We start from the raw sequence: 15,513 nt of genomic DNA on the forward strand, positions 1-15,513 counted from the left end.
TTTTCTCTCGGATATCTTTTATTTTATCAGATTTTTCTGTAAATACAACTATAAGCGTTTATTTCTGTGAAAATATTTATTTTTATAACTATAGAAAATAAATTTACACGATAACTTTCGATTTTTTATATTAATGCTTGTAACTCTGCTTCACTAAATTGATATTTGTTACGACAAAAATGACATTCAGCTTCAGCGCCGTGATCTTTTTCAATCATATCTTTGATTTCTGCTTCCCCTAATCCTTTAATAGCGTTTAAGAACTTATCATGACCACAATTACATTCAAACTGTGCCGGTAATTCTTCTAAAATTTGGACATTCTCTTCGCCTAAAATTTCGTATAATAATCCTTCTGCTGAAGTGCCTTGATCAATCAATTGTGAAACTGGAGTCATGTTGTTGATTGCTTCTTCTAATTGTGCAATTGTTTCTTCTTGTGCTCCTGGCATTACTTGAATAATAAAGCCCCCAGAAGCTTTAATTGTATTATCTGGATTTACCAACACACCTAAACCTACTGATGATGGTACTTGTTCACTTTTAGCAAAATAATAAGTGAAATCGTCACCTACTTCTCCAGAGACAATTGGACTTGAACCGGAGAAGTAATCTTTCATACCGATATCTTTAACTACTGTTAGCGAACCATTGGTACCAACTGCTCTACTGACATCTAATTTGCCGACACTATTTAATGGAAAATGTGTTTGTGGTTGAGTCACATAACCTCTAACATTACCTTCTGCATCTGCATCTGCAATCACTTTACCTACTGGTCCTTGCCCATCTAAAGTTACTGTTAATTTTTGCTCACCTTTTAACATTGCACCCATCATTAATGTAGCAGTCATGGTACGGCCTAGGGCAGCTGAAGCTGTCGGCCAAGTATAATGTCTTGTTTGCGCTTCTTGCACTGCCTCTGTTGTCAATGCACTGTATGCTCTAATTTGACCATCAAATGCAAGTGCTTTAATAATATAATCCTTCGTCATTACTCTATTCTCCTTTTTGTGTTTATAGTTATATCATATCCTTAATTGATCAATCATCAACATGATTTCGTGAAATAACTTTTCATTCCATATATTCTAATGGGAATAGCTAAAAATTGCTAAATATTTGTCTGACACAATGTAGCTTTTATTACATCAAAAAACTCTTTCCACTATTTCAATATAGCGGAAAGAGTTTTTATTTTACAGTGATTAATTTCTGGTGCTAGGATCATTTGGATCACTTGGATTGCTTGGCTTATCGATATTTGGCGCTTGTTCATGGCCAGTATCTTCTTGTGAAGTATTATCGTCAGTGTCATCATCCGTTGAGTGATTTTCTTGTGTATCGTCGCTGTCATCTGTATCTAAATCTTGTTCTTTACGAATTTCATCGTAAGATTTACCATACTTGCCTTCTTTAAATTCAGAATCAGTTTTGTCGACAACTTTAGCATCGTCGTAATTAACTTCTGGTAGTACGCCATCGTTAAATAATGATTTGATTTGTTCAGCAACTAATGTTTCTTCTGTTAATAATGTTTCAGCAATTAAAACTAATTGTTTTTTATGTTCTAATAAAATGTCTTTAGCTCGTGCATATTGCTCTTTAACAATACGTTGTACCTCTTTATCAATTTCATAAGCGATTTGACCGGAGTATTCTGGATCACCTTGCATATCTTTGCCTAAGAATACTTGACCACCGCTACCACTTGAAAATTGAAGTGGACCTAATTTTTCACTCATACCATACTCTGTAACCATCTGACGAGCAATATGTGTTGCACGTTCAAAGTCGTTTGAAGCACCTGTTGATACTTCACCAAAGTTAATATCTTCTGAAACACGTCCACCGAGTAGACCACAAATTTTATCGAGTAATTCAGGTTCAGTCATTAAGAAACGATCTTGTTTAGGTAACATCATTGCATAACCACCTGCTTGGCCACGTGGTACAATTGTCACCTTATGCACAACTTCAGCTTCGTCTAGTACCATACCTATAATAGTATGACCCGCTTCGTGATGTGCGACAATATTGCGTTCTTTTTCTGAAATAACACGTGATTTTTTAGCAGGACCGGCAATTACACGGTCTGTTGCTTCTTCAATGTCACGCATATCGATTTTCTTCTTACCTTCACGCACAGCAACTAATGATGCTTCATTTAGTAAGTTTTCCAAATCGGCACCTGAGAAGCCTGGTGTTCTTTGTGATATTGCTTTTAAGTCAACTGTTTCATCAAGTGGTTTATTTTTCGCATGTACATGTAAGATTGCTTCACGACCTTTAACATCTGGACGACCCACTTGAATTTGTCGGTCAAAACGACCTGGTCGTAATAATGCAGGGTCTAGAATGTCTGGTCTGTTTGTCGCAGCTATCATAATGATACCTTCGTTTTCACCAAAGCCATCCATTTCAACAAGTAATTGGTTTAGTGTTTGTTCACGTTCGTCATGACCGCCACCAACACCAGCACCACGTTGACGACCTACAGCATCAATTTCATCAATGAAAATAATACATGGTGCATTTTTCTTAGCATTTTCGAATAAGTCACGTACACGGCTCGCACCGACACCGACAAACATTTCTACGAAGTCAGAACCACTGATAGAGAAGAATGGCGTACCTGCTTCACCTGCAACTGCACGTGCAAGTAATGTTTTACCAGTACCTGGAGGACCAACTAAAAGAACACCTTTAGGTATACGTGAACCCATTTGTTTGAATTGCTTATTGTCTTTTAAGAAGTCCACAATTTCCACTAATTCTTGTTTTTCTTCATCTGCACCAGCTACGTCAGAGAAGCGAACACGTTTTTTCTGGCTATCGTACATTTTAGCTTTAGATTTACCAAAGTTCATCATACGACCGCCGCCACCGCCACCTTGGGCTTGGCTTAAGAAGAATATAAACAGTAGTGCAATAATTAATACTGGAATCAGTGTTGTTAATATGCTGACAAATACACTTTGTTTTTCTTCTTCTTTAACTGTAAATTTCAAGTTATCTTGTTTTTGTGCTGTATCAGTTATTTTTTGTAATTCTTTGTCGTTGTTATATAAAATAGTTGAAGAATAATCTTCATCATTTTTAGTTTTACCACTTACCATATAAACACTTTGTTCAGGTTGAATTTCAAGTGATTTTAAGTCACCTTTATCTAATTTTTCAACAAATTGGTTATAAGTAAGCTGTTTTGGCATATTGCCATTTCCATTTAACCATGAAAATAAGCCAAAAATTATAACGCCAATAATTGCGATAACTAGCACATTGCGAAAGGCTTTCTGCATGCGTTGTTTCCTCCTACTTCAATAATAAAACTAACAAAAATTGTAACACAACACTTAAATGGTAGGCTAGTATTTCACCTTTTGCGTTGCGCTTTCAATCCCGTTGTTTTCCTTGTTATTTATTCTAAATTCATTGTTAAATAGTTCATTTATTTTATACTATGTAAAAAATAAAACACCAACTTTTAATTACTTAAATAAATCGGGTGGAATTTATAGTATATAACAATATGATTTATGATGAAACGTTATTGCCTTATTTTGAATAAACTTCTGGTTTTAATGTACCAATGTAAGGCAAGTTACGATAATGTTCTCCATAATCTAGGCCATATCCTACAACAAATTCATCTGGAATCTTCTTACCAACGTATTTAGCTTCGATGTTGGCTTTACGACGGTTAGGCTTATCTAATAACGTAACAATTTCTAATGAGTTGACGCGACGTGATTCCAATAGTTCTGTAATTGACTTTAATGTTGTTCCTGTTTCTAAAATATCTTCTAAAATAACGACATCTTTACCTTCTATTGATGAGCTTAAATCTTTTAAAATTTTTACTTCCCCAGTAGATTCAGTGCCCCCATGGTAACTAGATACATCCATGAAATCGATAGCTAGGTGTGTATCAATACGCTTAATTAAGTCAGCCATAAACATAACTGAACCTTTTAAAATACCAATACAAACTAATGGTTTCCCTTGGTAATCTGCTGTTAATTTAGCTCCTAAATCACGACAAATCTCTTGAATATCGTCTTCACTGAGTAATACTTCTTTTAAATCCTCATGCATTGTCTCTTTCATCTCCCATAAATTTTATCAAAATTGAATTTTGAATGTATTCTGCTTTATACAAAGTGCCAACTGCAATAATCTCATTTTGTGCGTTTATTACTATTGGAGTCTGATCCCTCTCCGCGTCCACTACTTTACGATCAATAAAAAGTCTATTCACCTTTTTATGCCCTTGTTGACCACTTAATTGATAACGATCACCTGGTTTCCGAGTTCGGATTGTCAGTGGGTATTCTTCGGAAGGTAAAGTCTCATGAATATGAATTTGATAATGACCAAAACGATAGTGACCTTCCTGTGAAATTTGCATTGTCCTCAAGATCTGATTATCTTTTGCCATTATTATAAATTTATCATATGCAATGTGAATTATCCATTTATCCGTAGAAAATAATGTTGCTTGCGCTACACTACTCGCAAGTTGTCGAAACCATTCAATATATGTTTTTTCGGCAAAACCAAAAAGTGCATCCATGTCATTCAATACGTTATCAAGTACAGAGACTTTCAATGAATACTGTAAGTTATTAAATGGTTCTCGTGCAAGTGTTAATTTCGTGGTGCTGTAATTACCATGTTCAGCCACAAATGAACGTGCCTGCTTATGTAGTATTTCTCGTTGTTCATCGTGCCAAGTTTTTAATTTTAATAGGTGTTGCGTTGATAAGTGGGTATTTTCTTCGATGGTAGGTAATATACGATTGCGAATATCATTACGTACATATTTATTATCATGATTTGTAACGTCTTCAAAAAATGGTATCTCATATTTCTTTTGTACAGCTTTAATATCCGCTTTAGTTACTTCAAGTAAGGGGCGTGCTATTTTATAGCCATTGCGATAACTAACTGATGCCATACCTAAGCCGCTTCTTGTGGATTTTCCTGTCATCAAGCGATAAAAAATTGTTTCTATTTGGTCGTCTTGATGGTGTGCTGTCAATAAGACATCCGCGCCAAGTTGATGCATCTGCGCATCAAACCAACTATATCTTAGCGTACGTGCTTCATGTTCAATGCTTTTTCCTTGTGCCATCAACGTTGATAAATCAAGTGTCGTAGTAAATAAGTTGATATGATGCTGCTCACAATAGCGTTGAATAAAATGCATTTCATCCGTAGATGCTTCCCTTATATCATGATTGACATGGAGGCATGTTAACTGTTTGTAACTATCTGCAAATGTTGTTGTTAGTGCATGCAACAATACCATACTATCTATACCTGTTGAGACAGCTAACACAATATGATCTGCTGTTGACCAACTCTCTGTATTAAGTTCCAACTCAACACCTCCAAAACTATGATATATTACTTGTGCAATTCAAGTGTAAATTTGAACCTACAATAAAAACAGACTGTTTTCTATCTAACAGAAAACAGTCTGTGGTTGTTATTGCCAGATACAGCAACGTACACTTTAGTCAGAACAACAATCAACCTTTATATTAACGTCTTGAACCTCTGCCACCGCGTCTAGATTCTGTTTGACGTTTTATGGATGTTAATTTATCTTCACTATCTTTTAAGAAATTATTTAATTTCTTTTCAAAATCTTCTGGTTTAGATTGTACCTGTTTTTGACTTGGTTTACTTTGTTGTGGTCTACGTGGACGATCTTTTGCTTTTTTAATAGAGAGACTAATTTTGCCGTCGTCAGCAATTGTAAGTACCTTTACTTCAACTTCATCCCCAACAGATAAATGATCTTCAACATTCTCAACATAATTATCTGCAACTTCACTTATGTGAACTAAGCCACTTTTACCTTCAGGAAGCTCGACAAATGCGCCAAACTTTTTAATACCAGTGACTTTACCTTTAAGCTTGTTTCCTACTTCGATTGACATATTGTAAATAAATCCTCCCGATTAGATTCGATTTTAACCTTATTATATGCTTGTTTCTATAATTTAACAATGGTATTTAAATTAAATAAATATTTTTTTATTTATCTTGTTTAGATGCTTTATCTTCTTGTTTAGATTTATCACCAGGTAATTTAAAAATAACTTCACCATCGTTACTTAAATAATAATCATCACGTGCTACTTTTTCAATATAACTTTTATCATTTAAATTATTTAATTCTTCTTTAAGTGCGAGCTCTTCATCTTGCTGCTTTTGGTATCTTTCTTGTTTATCTTGTCGTTCTATTGAAGCTTCCTCGTTACTTTTTGTTTGAGTGACAAGCATAACAACGAGAATTAAAATAATAGCTAATAAAATACCACCAAATAAGGTGATACGTTTGCGTACTACGCGACGGCGCATTTGTTGCTTTTTTTTCTGTTGGTTTTTGTCAGAAGTATAGGTATTGCCTATATTTTCTACTTTTTTTCCCATCGCTTGTCACCTCCTAATTAATTATCATTCACACGTTCTTCTTTAAGTAATTCGAACATGCCTTTCGCATTTTCTTTTGTCGCATGTTCACTGAGACCAGTAACTTTTATCGTGATGATTTTTTGACCAAAACGAATTACTAATTCATCATCAACTTTAACATCTGTACCGGCCTTAGCTACACTACCATTAACGGTAATTCGACCTTGATCGCTAATTTCTTTAGCTAAAGTACGACGTTTTACTAAACGTGACACTTTGAGATATTTATCTAATCTCATTGTCGGTTCCTCCTTGTACTAAATATTGTTTTAATTGCGTTTCATCGAGCGCCATTGCTTTGGTTTCATCATATAATTTTAAGAAATGGTCTGCAAATACTTTTTCAAACTTCACACGAGTTTCTTTACCTTCTTTAGCTTTAGCTGTAGACCAAATTTCTTTTAACTCTTCAATATTTTCTGCTTGCTCATCTCCGAACACATGAGGATGTCGACGTATCATTTTAGCAGTCACACTAGATAGTACTTCATCTATATCGAAGTAGCCTGCTTTTTTACCAATACTTGAATGCAAGAATACTTGTAGTAAAATATCGCCCAATTCTTCTACAATATGCCAATCATCTTCATTATCTATCGCTTCGAACAACTCAAAAGATTCTTCGATTAAATAACGTTTTAGTGATGTATGTGTTTGTTTGTTATCCCACGGACAACCTACTTCATCATCAACTAAACGATCGATAACTTGTGTCGCGAAAGCAAAATCATTATAAAATGCTTGCTCGTTTTCAACTATAGGAATAAAAACGCTCGTCACATTACTATAAATATCGCTATAGTGGTCTAATTCGAATAAAGGTGTTTCGATAACACGTGCTTGGCTACCTTGTGCACCATCAACAATATAGACCATTTGTTCATCAGGATAGCGTTCCATTAATGTCACTTTGAGTTCACCAGCAATTAGGGCGCTATAGACTTGTGTAATTAAAGTATGTGTTCTTATATTTAGCTGTGCTGTATGAATCGCTGTAGCATCTAATAAAGTGAAGCCATCATTAGGGTCCACATTTACCGCATTAAATACATCGTCAATAAAACTTTTACCCCCTAGAACCTCTACTTCAATGTCTGTGCTATCTTTTGTCAGTTCAAACAATTTAGTCGTTGTCGTTTCTGCCACCCGAGGATGTCCAGGAACTGTGTAGACGATATCAGTATGTTTAGCCGCTTCTATTAAATGATTGACAATATGATCATACACGGCTTCAAATGACTCGTAAGTTTCATATATATTATCAAAACTTTCAAACTGAAGTTCTGCTTGTAATTCTGTAATGACTGGATGATCTAAAGTACGAGTATATACTTGCTGTTGTTGTTGTAAAAAACGATAAACACCTAACGGTAGCTCATCAATACCATAATTTCCTAAGCCTACGATTGTGATTTTATGACTCATCAGTGTCGCCCTCTCTTAATGTGATAAATTTTGTCTCCAAACGGCAAATGTTTTAATTCTCGATATTTAAGTATTTTCATCCATATTATAGCACTAATCAAGGTTACTACACCGACCACAGCAGCAATTAGTAACTCGATTAATCCACTAAGTCGTCCTGTAGAAGGTATCAACCATAAACAAAGTTGGACAACGCATGACATCACTACCATCGCAATCGTTAATTTGATGCTAAATATTTTTAAGTTGCGAATGTGGTAATGTTTCAATACCTGTCTTTGTAAAATGAGTACTGTCACGACGAGAGATAGCACAGTGGCACAACTCCCTCCTAGTAAACCTATTTGAGGTATGAGGATAATATTTAATATCCCCTTCGTAATCATGCCCACCGCACAGCCGATAAATACTATTTTTTCATTATTTACAACTTGTAATAATGACATTTCCATCATAATTAAAGAGACACAAATAACCGTCAACATATAAACGATCAGCGTTGCTGTTTGGCTATCATTTTCAAAAAATACACGATTCATAACTGGCAGTAAATTGATTAATCCAATGCCTGCCGCTGTACTAATTACCATTGTAATTTTAAGAGACACATTGGCATAACGATTCATCAATACGGTCTGCTCTTGTTTTTTAGCATCCGTTAATAAAGGAATAAGTACAAAACAAAACGTTGTCGTCACAATTAAACCCATCTGAATAAATGATGCACCTCGATCAAATACGCCTTTAAGCATGATGGCATTCTCAAAGCTTAATCCTTGGAGTTGCAATGCATGTATCATTGTAAAGCTATCAATAATTTGCCATAAAATGACAATCAAATGACTCACCGCAAATACAATAATCGCTAATGATAACTGTCGCCATGCTATGGTTTGTGTTGTTTGTTGAAATTTAAATGGTTTCTGTTGCAATAAAAAGAGACTAGCGACTAAAAATCCCAAAGCAGAGCCTGCAATAGCTAACGCACCCGATGCATAAATTGACCAATTGTAATTACTGTACAGCACAATAGCCACCATAATAATTGCGACACGTATTACTTGTTCTAGCACTTGTGATATTGCTGGAATATTCATTTGTTGTTGGCTTTGATAATATCCTCGTAATACACCTAATATTGCTATAAATAAGAAACTAATACTAGCTGTACGTAACATCGGCGCCAAATTGCTGTCACCCATTAGCTGTGCTATCCACTGTGCGCCTAGGCAAACGATTAAAAACAAAGCCACGCTGCACCATTGTAATCGTAGATATACCTTAGTGTAGACACCATGCTGTCTATCATTCCCCAACGTTTGTGTCACTGCACTAGGAATAGCATTCATCGACAAAATGACACCCAATGCCACAAGCGGATACACTTGTTGATAGGCATATAATCCAGCATCTCCTAATACATTTTGGTATGGCACCCGATAAATAGCACTTAGTATTTTCACCATAATTAAGGCGATTGTCAGAATAACCACACCGTTAAACGCTGTATTAGTTTTAATTCGCATCCTCTATTACCATACTTTCTTCTAAACATTTCGCTAAAAATTTCAAGTTTTCAAACCATTGCTTCGCTTTAGTTAATGTTACTTTCATTTTACCATCTTGTACGCCGACTTTCATTGCACGACCTAATGGTTGCGTTTGTTTAAATAATGTTTCGCCATTGATATCTTGTGTCGCTTTTTCCGACAGATAAATTTCTATCTGTTTTCCTTTATCTTTAATTGAAGTCACACCTACATGTAATGCATGTACTTTAATCTCCATCATATCTAATAAGCGTTCGACTTCAATCGGATATTCATTGAAACGATCCAACAATTCATCTTTAACATCTATTAACTGCGCTTCGCTTTCAATCTTCCGTAGTTTTTTATAGATTTCAATTTTTGCTTGTTCATTTTGAATATACTCTGCCGGTAAATAAGCATCTATATTCAGTTCTATTTCTACTTCTGGCGCTTCTTCGGTTTCAGGTTGGATACCACGTTTTTCATTAACTGCCTCTTCTAACATTTGTGAATATAAGTCAAAGCCTACAGAATCAATGAACCCATGCTGTTGCTTACCTAGTAAATTACCAGCACCACGAATATTTAAATCACGCATCGCAATTTTAAATCCAGAACCAAGCTCTGTAAATTCTTTGATAGCTTGTAATCTTTCTTCTGCGGTTTCCGTTAAAACTTTATTCGTTGGATGTAAGAAATATGCATAGCCTATACGACTAGAACGGCCTACTCTACCACGTAATTGATAAAGCTGACTTAAACCAAAACGATCAGCCTCTTCTATAATTAAAGTATTAGCATTCGGTACATCAACGCCTGTTTCAATAATCGTTGTTGTCACTAACACATCATATTCATGGTTAATAAAACCTAACATAGTTTCTTCCAAATCACGCTCAGTCATTTGACCATGTGCCACGCCAATATTCGCATCTGGCAACAACATTTGCAACTGTTCACGCTTTTCATAGATAGACTGAACTTTGTTATACAAATAGAACACTTGGCCCTCACGTGATATTTCACGTTCCAATGCTTCTTTTATAAAATTCGTATTTTGTTCTAGCACATACGTTTGTACAGGAAATCTATTTTCCGGTGGCGTTTCAATAACAGATAAATCACGTACACCTAACATACTCATATGCAACGTTCGTGGGATAGGTGTTGCCGTAAGTGTTAGAACATCAACATTTGTTTTTAAAGATTTAATACGTTCTTTATGGCGTACACCAAAACGTTGTTCTTCATCTACGATAAGTAACCCTAAATCTTTATAACTAATATCTTTACCTAATAACTTATGTGTTCCAACGACAATATCTACTTTTCCGGATTTTAATCCTTCTTTAGTTTCTTTAATTTCCTTCGTTGTTCTAAAACGACTAATCAGTTCAATGTCTATAGGAAAATCTTGCATTCGTTCAATTAATGTTTCGTAATGTTGTTGAGCTAAAATGGTCGTCGGCACTAAAAACGCGACTTGTTTGCCTTCGTAGATTGCTTTAAATGCAGCTCGTACAGCTACTTCTGTCTTACCGTAACCCACATCACCGCATAGCAGCCTATCCATAGGTCGTTGTTGTTCCATATCTTGTTTGATTTCTGTGATAGACTTCGCTTGGTCCGCTGTTAACTCGTATGGGAAATCTAATTCAAAATCATTTTGCTCAGCAGTATCTGGACCATATTGATAACCAACTGACATTTCACGTTCTTTATATAAAGTAATTAACTCATCCGCAATATCTTCAACACTTTGTTGTACTTTTGCTTTAGTTTTTTTCCATTCAGTTCCACCTAATTTATTTAATTTAGGTGATTTATCTTCAGAGGCAACGTATTTTTGTACTTGATCCATTTGGTCAACAGGTACAAACAATTGGTCAGTACCCTTATACTGTAGCTTGATATAGTCTTTGTGCACGCCTCCAACTTCAAGTGTTTCTACACCTAAATAGCGTCCTACTCCGTGATGCACATGTACCACGTAGTCGCTAACTTTTAAATCTTGATATGATTTAATTTTTTCAGCATTTGATATTGTTTTCTGTTGCTTGCGCTTTTTCTTTTGTTTAGACTTAAACAATTCACGTTCAGTTACTACAACCAATTGCATATAAGGTAATTCAAAACCTTCTGATAGGCTACCTTCAGTAATTACTGCGCAGCCACCTTCAATGTCATTATTAGGACCATCTATGAACGTAGGTATATGCATTTCACTTAACATAGACTGTATTCTTTCTTTTTTCACTTCAGTTTCAGCTAAAATGACAATAGTATAATCATTTTGGATGAAACGTTGAAATTCTGAGCGCATAATATCGTATTGACCATAGTATTGTTGCACAGGTTTACAAGAGAATTTAATAATATGATTTAGTTTCACAGGCATAGTCGCAGTAAATAAAGTGAAGTAAGCAACATTGAATACATTCAAATGTGATTCAAAATTATCGTAACTGACGAATGTTTGGCCGATAAAACCTTTACCACTTTCTATTAAATTTTGCGTAAACTCATCGGCTTCAGTTGTTAAAGTTTGTTCTGTTTCTTTTATTCTATTGTATTCATCGACAGCAATGATTGCATCTTCTTGGAAATAGTCTACGATTGTTGCAGGTTGTTCATACATGAATGCAACTAAGCGTCGCAATACTTGATGGTCAAAATGAGTATCTTCAAATAATTTAAAACTTTCATATGTTTCTTTTAAATCATTTCTTACTGATTTATCAATTTTAGGTCTTGTTTCTTCATATGCTTTTTGCAACTGTTCCTTAGTATGTTGTAATACTTCATCTGTAATAATATAGTCGCTAGCAGTCGTAATGTGTATTTGCTCTATATTTTCGTTAGAACGTTGTGTTTCAACATCAAAATCTCTAATTGAGTCGACTTCCGTATCAAATAATTCGATACGTACGGGTTCCCCAATTAATGGATACACATCTATAATGCCCCCACGCAAAGAAAATTCTCCAAGGTTTGATACAACACTTTCACGGCGATATCCCATATTAACTAACTTTGTTAAAAATGCATCGACATCAATATCATCACCAACTTGTAACGTAAGCTGATGTGCTTTCCACATATCTACAGGTGTCAACCATTTTTTCAAGCCATTTAATGGAACGATAAATAAGCCTCTCTGATTTTGAGCCAGTGCCGTTAAAGTTCGGACACGCTCACTCATAAATTGAGGGCTTTGTGTTGAAAATTCTTCTGTCATAATATCTTGCATTGGATATTTATAAATATCATTAGCAGGCACAAATTGTAATAAATCTGTTTCTAGTTTATCAGCTTGATATAAATTATTAGTCACAATTAAGAGCTGTTTACTACTTTGCAAAAACTTTTCTGCAATAATTGTTGCTTTTGCAGACGCTGATAATCCTGTCACTAAGATATTATCTTCACCAAATACTTCGTTTAATTCTTGGTAACGTTTGTCATTGTTAATATAGTCTGTAATTATTGATTTCACTTTATTTCACCATTATATTCATTCATCACATTATCAAAGCGAGATGTCTCAATAAACGCTTCTACTGCTCGTGCTGAATGGTCTATTACTTTATCCATAATTACCCTTTCCGTTTTGGAAAATTTTTGCAACACATAATCAACTATAGCCATTCCGTTACTTGGTCGATCAACTCCAATTCGAATACGTTTAAACTGATCTGTGCCTAACATGTGAATAATAGATTTCATACCGTTATGACCACCCGCACTTCCTTTTTGTCGCAAGCGAATCTCACCTTGTGGTAAGTCTAAATCATCATACAAAACAATTAAGTCTTCTACTGCTATATTATAGTAATCCATCAATGGTGCCACTGCTTCCCCCGATAAATTCATCATCGTTAAAGGTTCTATAAACATCACTTTCTCTTGACCAATACGTTCGATCGTATATGCACCTTTAAACTTTTGTTTATCTAATGTGAAGTTATGTTGTGATAACATATAATCAATCACTTCAAATCCAATATTGTGCCGAGTTGATTCAAAGCGCTTCCCTATGTTGCCAAGGCCAACAATACATTTCATTGTATTTCCTCCATTTACTGTCATTCTTTATTTATGTGTACATACTCTGTAATTTCTCATTCACACATTAAAAATATTATATATTATAATAACATAAAAAAGCACCAGCTTAAGCAAATAAGCATGGTGCTTTGAAATTTACAATTATTGAATAGTGACGATAAAAGCTTACGCTTCTTTATCTTCGCCTTCTTCTTCTTTGTCTTCACCTACAACTTCAGGCTCTTCAGTAGTAGACTCGCCTTCCATTGCTTCGATTTCTTCTTCAGTTGGCTCTTCAGTTGGAGCAACAACTGTTACGATTGACTCTTCTTGGTCATTTTCGATTGTGAAGTCACCAGTAACATTAATATCAGCAACAGCATAGCTATCACCGATTGCTAAAGCTGAAATGTCAACTTCAATTGCTTCAGGGATACTATCAGGTGTAGCAGTTATTTCTAAGTCGAATAATGGTTGTTCAACAACGCCGCCTTCTTTAGCACCTTCAGCTTCTCCTACTAAGTGAACTGGTACTTCAACAGTACGTTCTTCACTCATGTTGATTGCTAAGAAGTCAATGTGAGTGATTTGGTTTTTAAGTGGATCGAATTGGTAGTCAGAAACCATTACTTTGATTGATTTTGAACCTACGCCTAATTCGATAACACCGTTACGTCCAACTTCACGGATAACTTTAATGAATTCAACTTCGTCTACTTTAACTGAAACGTTTTTTGTACCATAGCCGTATACAACTGCAGGTACTTTACCAGCGTTTCTGATTGCTTTTAAGTTAGAACGAGTTTGTTTACCTTGACGAATGATTGACTTTAATGAAGCCATATTCATTTCCACCTTTCACTTTTGCTCAATAATTGAGCTCCTCACTTACCCATCAACAGTATTGTTGCTTGCAAGTGTTTATTTATTCGTATTGTCACGAACAGAAATATTATACCTTGTCTATCTTAATTAGTCAAACAATACTGAAACAGATTCACGTTCGTACACACGAATAATAGCTTGCGCCAATAAGCCTGCTACTGACAATTCTTTTGTTTTTTCAGGTTTGCGCTCATCATCTAATTGGATAGAATTAGTTACTACTAATTCTTTAATCGCTGAATTTTCTATACGCTCTTTCGCTGGGCCAGATAATACTGGATGTGTACAACATGCATAAACTTCTTTAGCGCCTTTATCTTTCAAGGCTTGTGCAGCTAAAGTAATTGTGCCTGCTGTATCAATAATGTCATCAATAATAATTGCCGTACGACCATCAATTTCACCAACGATATTCATCACTTCAGCTACATTTGGTTTTGGACGACGTTTGTCTATAATTGCAATTGGAGTTTTTAAGATATCTGCTAACTTACGTGCTCTTGTTACACCGCCATGGTCAGGTGAAACAACAACACATTCTTCAGGATCGATATCCGCTTCGTTTTGGAAATAATCTGCTAAAATTGGAACACCCATTAAGTGATCGATCGGCATATCAAAGAAGCCTTGGATTTGTGGTGCATGTAAGTCTAACGCAATCATTCTATCTGCGCCAGCTGTTTCAATTAGGTTAGCGACTAACTTAGCTGTAATAGGTTCACGGCTGCGTGCTTTTCTGTCTTGTCGAGCATATCCATAGTAAGGTACCACAATATTGATGTTTGCTGCTGATGCTCGTTTACACGCATCAATCATAATCAATAATTCCATCAAGTGTAAGTTTACTGGATTTGATGTTGGTTGAATGATGAAAACGTCGCAACCACGAATACTTTCTTCGATATTGATTTGAATTTCTCCATCACTGAAACGTTTAACTGAACATTTACCTAATTCAATACCAACATGATCCGCTACTTCTTGCGCTAATGGCTCGTTCCCTTTCAAAGAAAAGATTTTTAAAGCAGAATTTTTATATTCATTGTTTAACATTTATAGTCCTCCAATTAATTACTTCCATATATTTAACTTACTAGACATTCTAATATATTGTGCTTAAGTGGATATATCGCTC

Annotated in this window: 13 protein-coding genes; all 13 read right to left on the reverse strand. The window is 35.2% G+C overall.

Annotated elements, in window-relative coordinates:
• Nucleotides 1-125: 125 nt before the first annotated feature.
• On the reverse strand, nt 126-995 hold the full coding sequence (gene hslO / locus MUA37_RS11900; RefSeq protein ID WP_002509814.1) for an Hsp33 family molecular chaperone HslO: 870 nt from the start codon (nt 993-995) through the stop codon (nt 126-128).
• Nucleotides 996-1,208: 213 nt separating this feature from the next.
• On the reverse strand, nt 1,209-3,302 hold the full coding sequence (gene ftsH / locus MUA37_RS11905) for an ATP-dependent zinc metalloprotease FtsH (RefSeq protein WP_021459058.1): 2,094 nt from the start codon (nt 3,300-3,302) through the stop codon (nt 1,209-1,211).
• Nucleotides 3,303-3,558: 256 nt separating this feature from the next.
• Nucleotides 3,559-4,098 (reverse strand): hypoxanthine phosphoribosyltransferase, encoded by a 540-nt coding sequence (gene hpt / locus MUA37_RS11910; protein WP_002509812.1) that lies wholly within the window; start codon nt 4,096-4,098, stop codon nt 3,559-3,561.
• A complete protein-coding gene (tilS, locus tag MUA37_RS11915) occupies nt 4,091-5,386 on the reverse strand; it encodes a tRNA lysidine(34) synthetase TilS (protein WP_262615139.1) in 1,296 nt (431 codons plus the stop codon). The genes hpt and tilS overlap by 8 nt, the downstream gene beginning before the upstream one ends.
• 163 nt (nt 5,387-5,549) lie before the next feature.
• A complete protein-coding gene (locus tag MUA37_RS11920) occupies nt 5,550-5,951 on the reverse strand; it encodes a S1 domain-containing RNA-binding protein (RefSeq protein WP_002509810.1) in 402 nt (133 codons plus the stop codon).
• A gap of 97 nt (nt 5,952-6,048) precedes the next feature.
• Entirely contained in the window at nt 6,049-6,447 is a 399-nt protein-coding gene (locus MUA37_RS11925; RefSeq protein ID WP_002509809.1) for an FtsB family cell division protein, read from the reverse strand.
• A 17-nt stretch (nt 6,448-6,464) separates the two neighbouring features.
• Nucleotides 6,465-6,728, reverse strand: a complete 264-nt coding sequence (locus MUA37_RS11930) for an RNA-binding S4 domain-containing protein (protein ID WP_002509808.1) — start codon at nt 6,726-6,728, stop codon at nt 6,465-6,467.
• Nucleotides 6,715-7,914: a MazG nucleotide pyrophosphohydrolase domain-containing protein gene (locus MUA37_RS11935; RefSeq protein WP_103388836.1), complete on the reverse strand. Its 1,200-nt coding sequence runs from the start codon at nt 7,912-7,914 to the stop codon at nt 6,715-6,717. The genes MUA37_RS11930 and MUA37_RS11935 overlap by 14 nt, the downstream gene beginning before the upstream one ends.
• Nucleotides 7,914-9,440, reverse strand: coding sequence for a polysaccharide biosynthesis protein (locus MUA37_RS11940; RefSeq protein ID WP_262624634.1), 1,527 nt, complete (start codon nt 9,438-9,440; stop codon nt 7,914-7,916). Before MUA37_RS11940 ends, MUA37_RS11935 begins: the two co-directional genes overlap by 1 nt.
• Entirely contained in the window at nt 9,430-12,942 is a 3,513-nt protein-coding gene (gene mfd, locus MUA37_RS11945; protein WP_262624635.1) for a transcription-repair coupling factor, read from the reverse strand. The genes MUA37_RS11940 and mfd overlap by 11 nt, the downstream gene beginning before the upstream one ends.
• Entirely contained in the window at nt 12,939-13,511 is a 573-nt protein-coding gene (gene pth / locus MUA37_RS11950) for an aminoacyl-tRNA hydrolase (RefSeq protein WP_107374089.1), read from the reverse strand. The genes mfd and pth overlap by 4 nt, the downstream gene beginning before the upstream one ends.
• 168 nt (nt 13,512-13,679) lie before the next feature.
• Nucleotides 13,680-14,336 carry a 50S ribosomal protein L25/general stress protein Ctc gene (locus MUA37_RS11955; protein ID WP_103388833.1) on the reverse strand — a complete coding sequence of 219 codons (657 nt, stop codon included), beginning with the start codon at nt 14,334-14,336 and terminating at the stop codon, nt 13,680-13,682.
• A gap of 129 nt (nt 14,337-14,465) precedes the next feature.
• Complete coding sequence (locus MUA37_RS11960) at nt 14,466-15,431, reverse strand: ribose-phosphate diphosphokinase (RefSeq protein ID WP_002509802.1); 966 nt, start codon at nt 15,429-15,431, stop codon at nt 14,466-14,468.
• Nucleotides 15,432-15,513 lie beyond the last annotated feature (82 nt).

Origin of the sequence: Staphylococcus arlettae (assembly GCF_025560845.1) — a bacterium.
Lineage (GTDB): Bacteria > Bacillota > Bacilli > Staphylococcales > Staphylococcaceae > Staphylococcus > Staphylococcus arlettae.

What these genes read in the sequence shown, in the direction of transcription:
- hslO (WP_002509814.1), bottom strand. Translation starts at nt 995, where the DNA reads ATGACGAAGGATTATATTATTAAAGCACTTGCATTTGATGGTCAAATT.
- ftsH (WP_021459058.1), bottom strand. Translation starts at nt 3,302, where the DNA reads ATGCAGAAAGCCTTTCGCAATGTGCTAGTTATCGCAATTATTGGCGTT.
- hpt (WP_002509812.1), bottom strand. Translation starts at nt 4,098, where the DNA reads ATGCATGAGGATTTAAAAGAAGTATTACTCAGTGAAGACGATATTCAA.
- MUA37_RS11920 (WP_002509810.1), bottom strand. Translation starts at nt 5,951, where the DNA reads ATGTCAATCGAAGTAGGAAACAAGCTTAAAGGTAAAGTCACTGGTATT.
- MUA37_RS11925 (WP_002509809.1), bottom strand. Translation starts at nt 6,447, where the DNA reads ATGGGAAAAAAAGTAGAAAATATAGGCAATACCTATACTTCTGACAAA.
- MUA37_RS11930 (WP_002509808.1), bottom strand. Translation starts at nt 6,728, where the DNA reads ATGAGATTAGATAAATATCTCAAAGTGTCACGTTTAGTAAAACGTCGT.
- MUA37_RS11935 (WP_103388836.1), bottom strand. Translation starts at nt 7,914, where the DNA reads ATGAGTCATAAAATCACAATCGTAGGCTTAGGAAATTATGGTATTGAT.
- MUA37_RS11940 (WP_262624634.1), bottom strand. Translation starts at nt 9,440, where the DNA reads ATGCGAATTAAAACTAATACAGCGTTTAACGGTGTGGTTATTCTGACA.
- pth (WP_107374089.1), bottom strand. Translation starts at nt 13,511, where the DNA reads ATGAAATGTATTGTTGGCCTTGGCAACATAGGGAAGCGCTTTGAATCA.
- MUA37_RS11955 (WP_103388833.1), bottom strand. Translation starts at nt 14,336, where the DNA reads ATGGCTTCATTAAAGTCAATCATTCGTCAAGGTAAACAAACTCGTTCT.
- MUA37_RS11960 (WP_002509802.1), bottom strand. Translation starts at nt 15,431, where the DNA reads ATGTTAAACAATGAATATAAAAATTCTGCTTTAAAAATCTTTTCTTTG.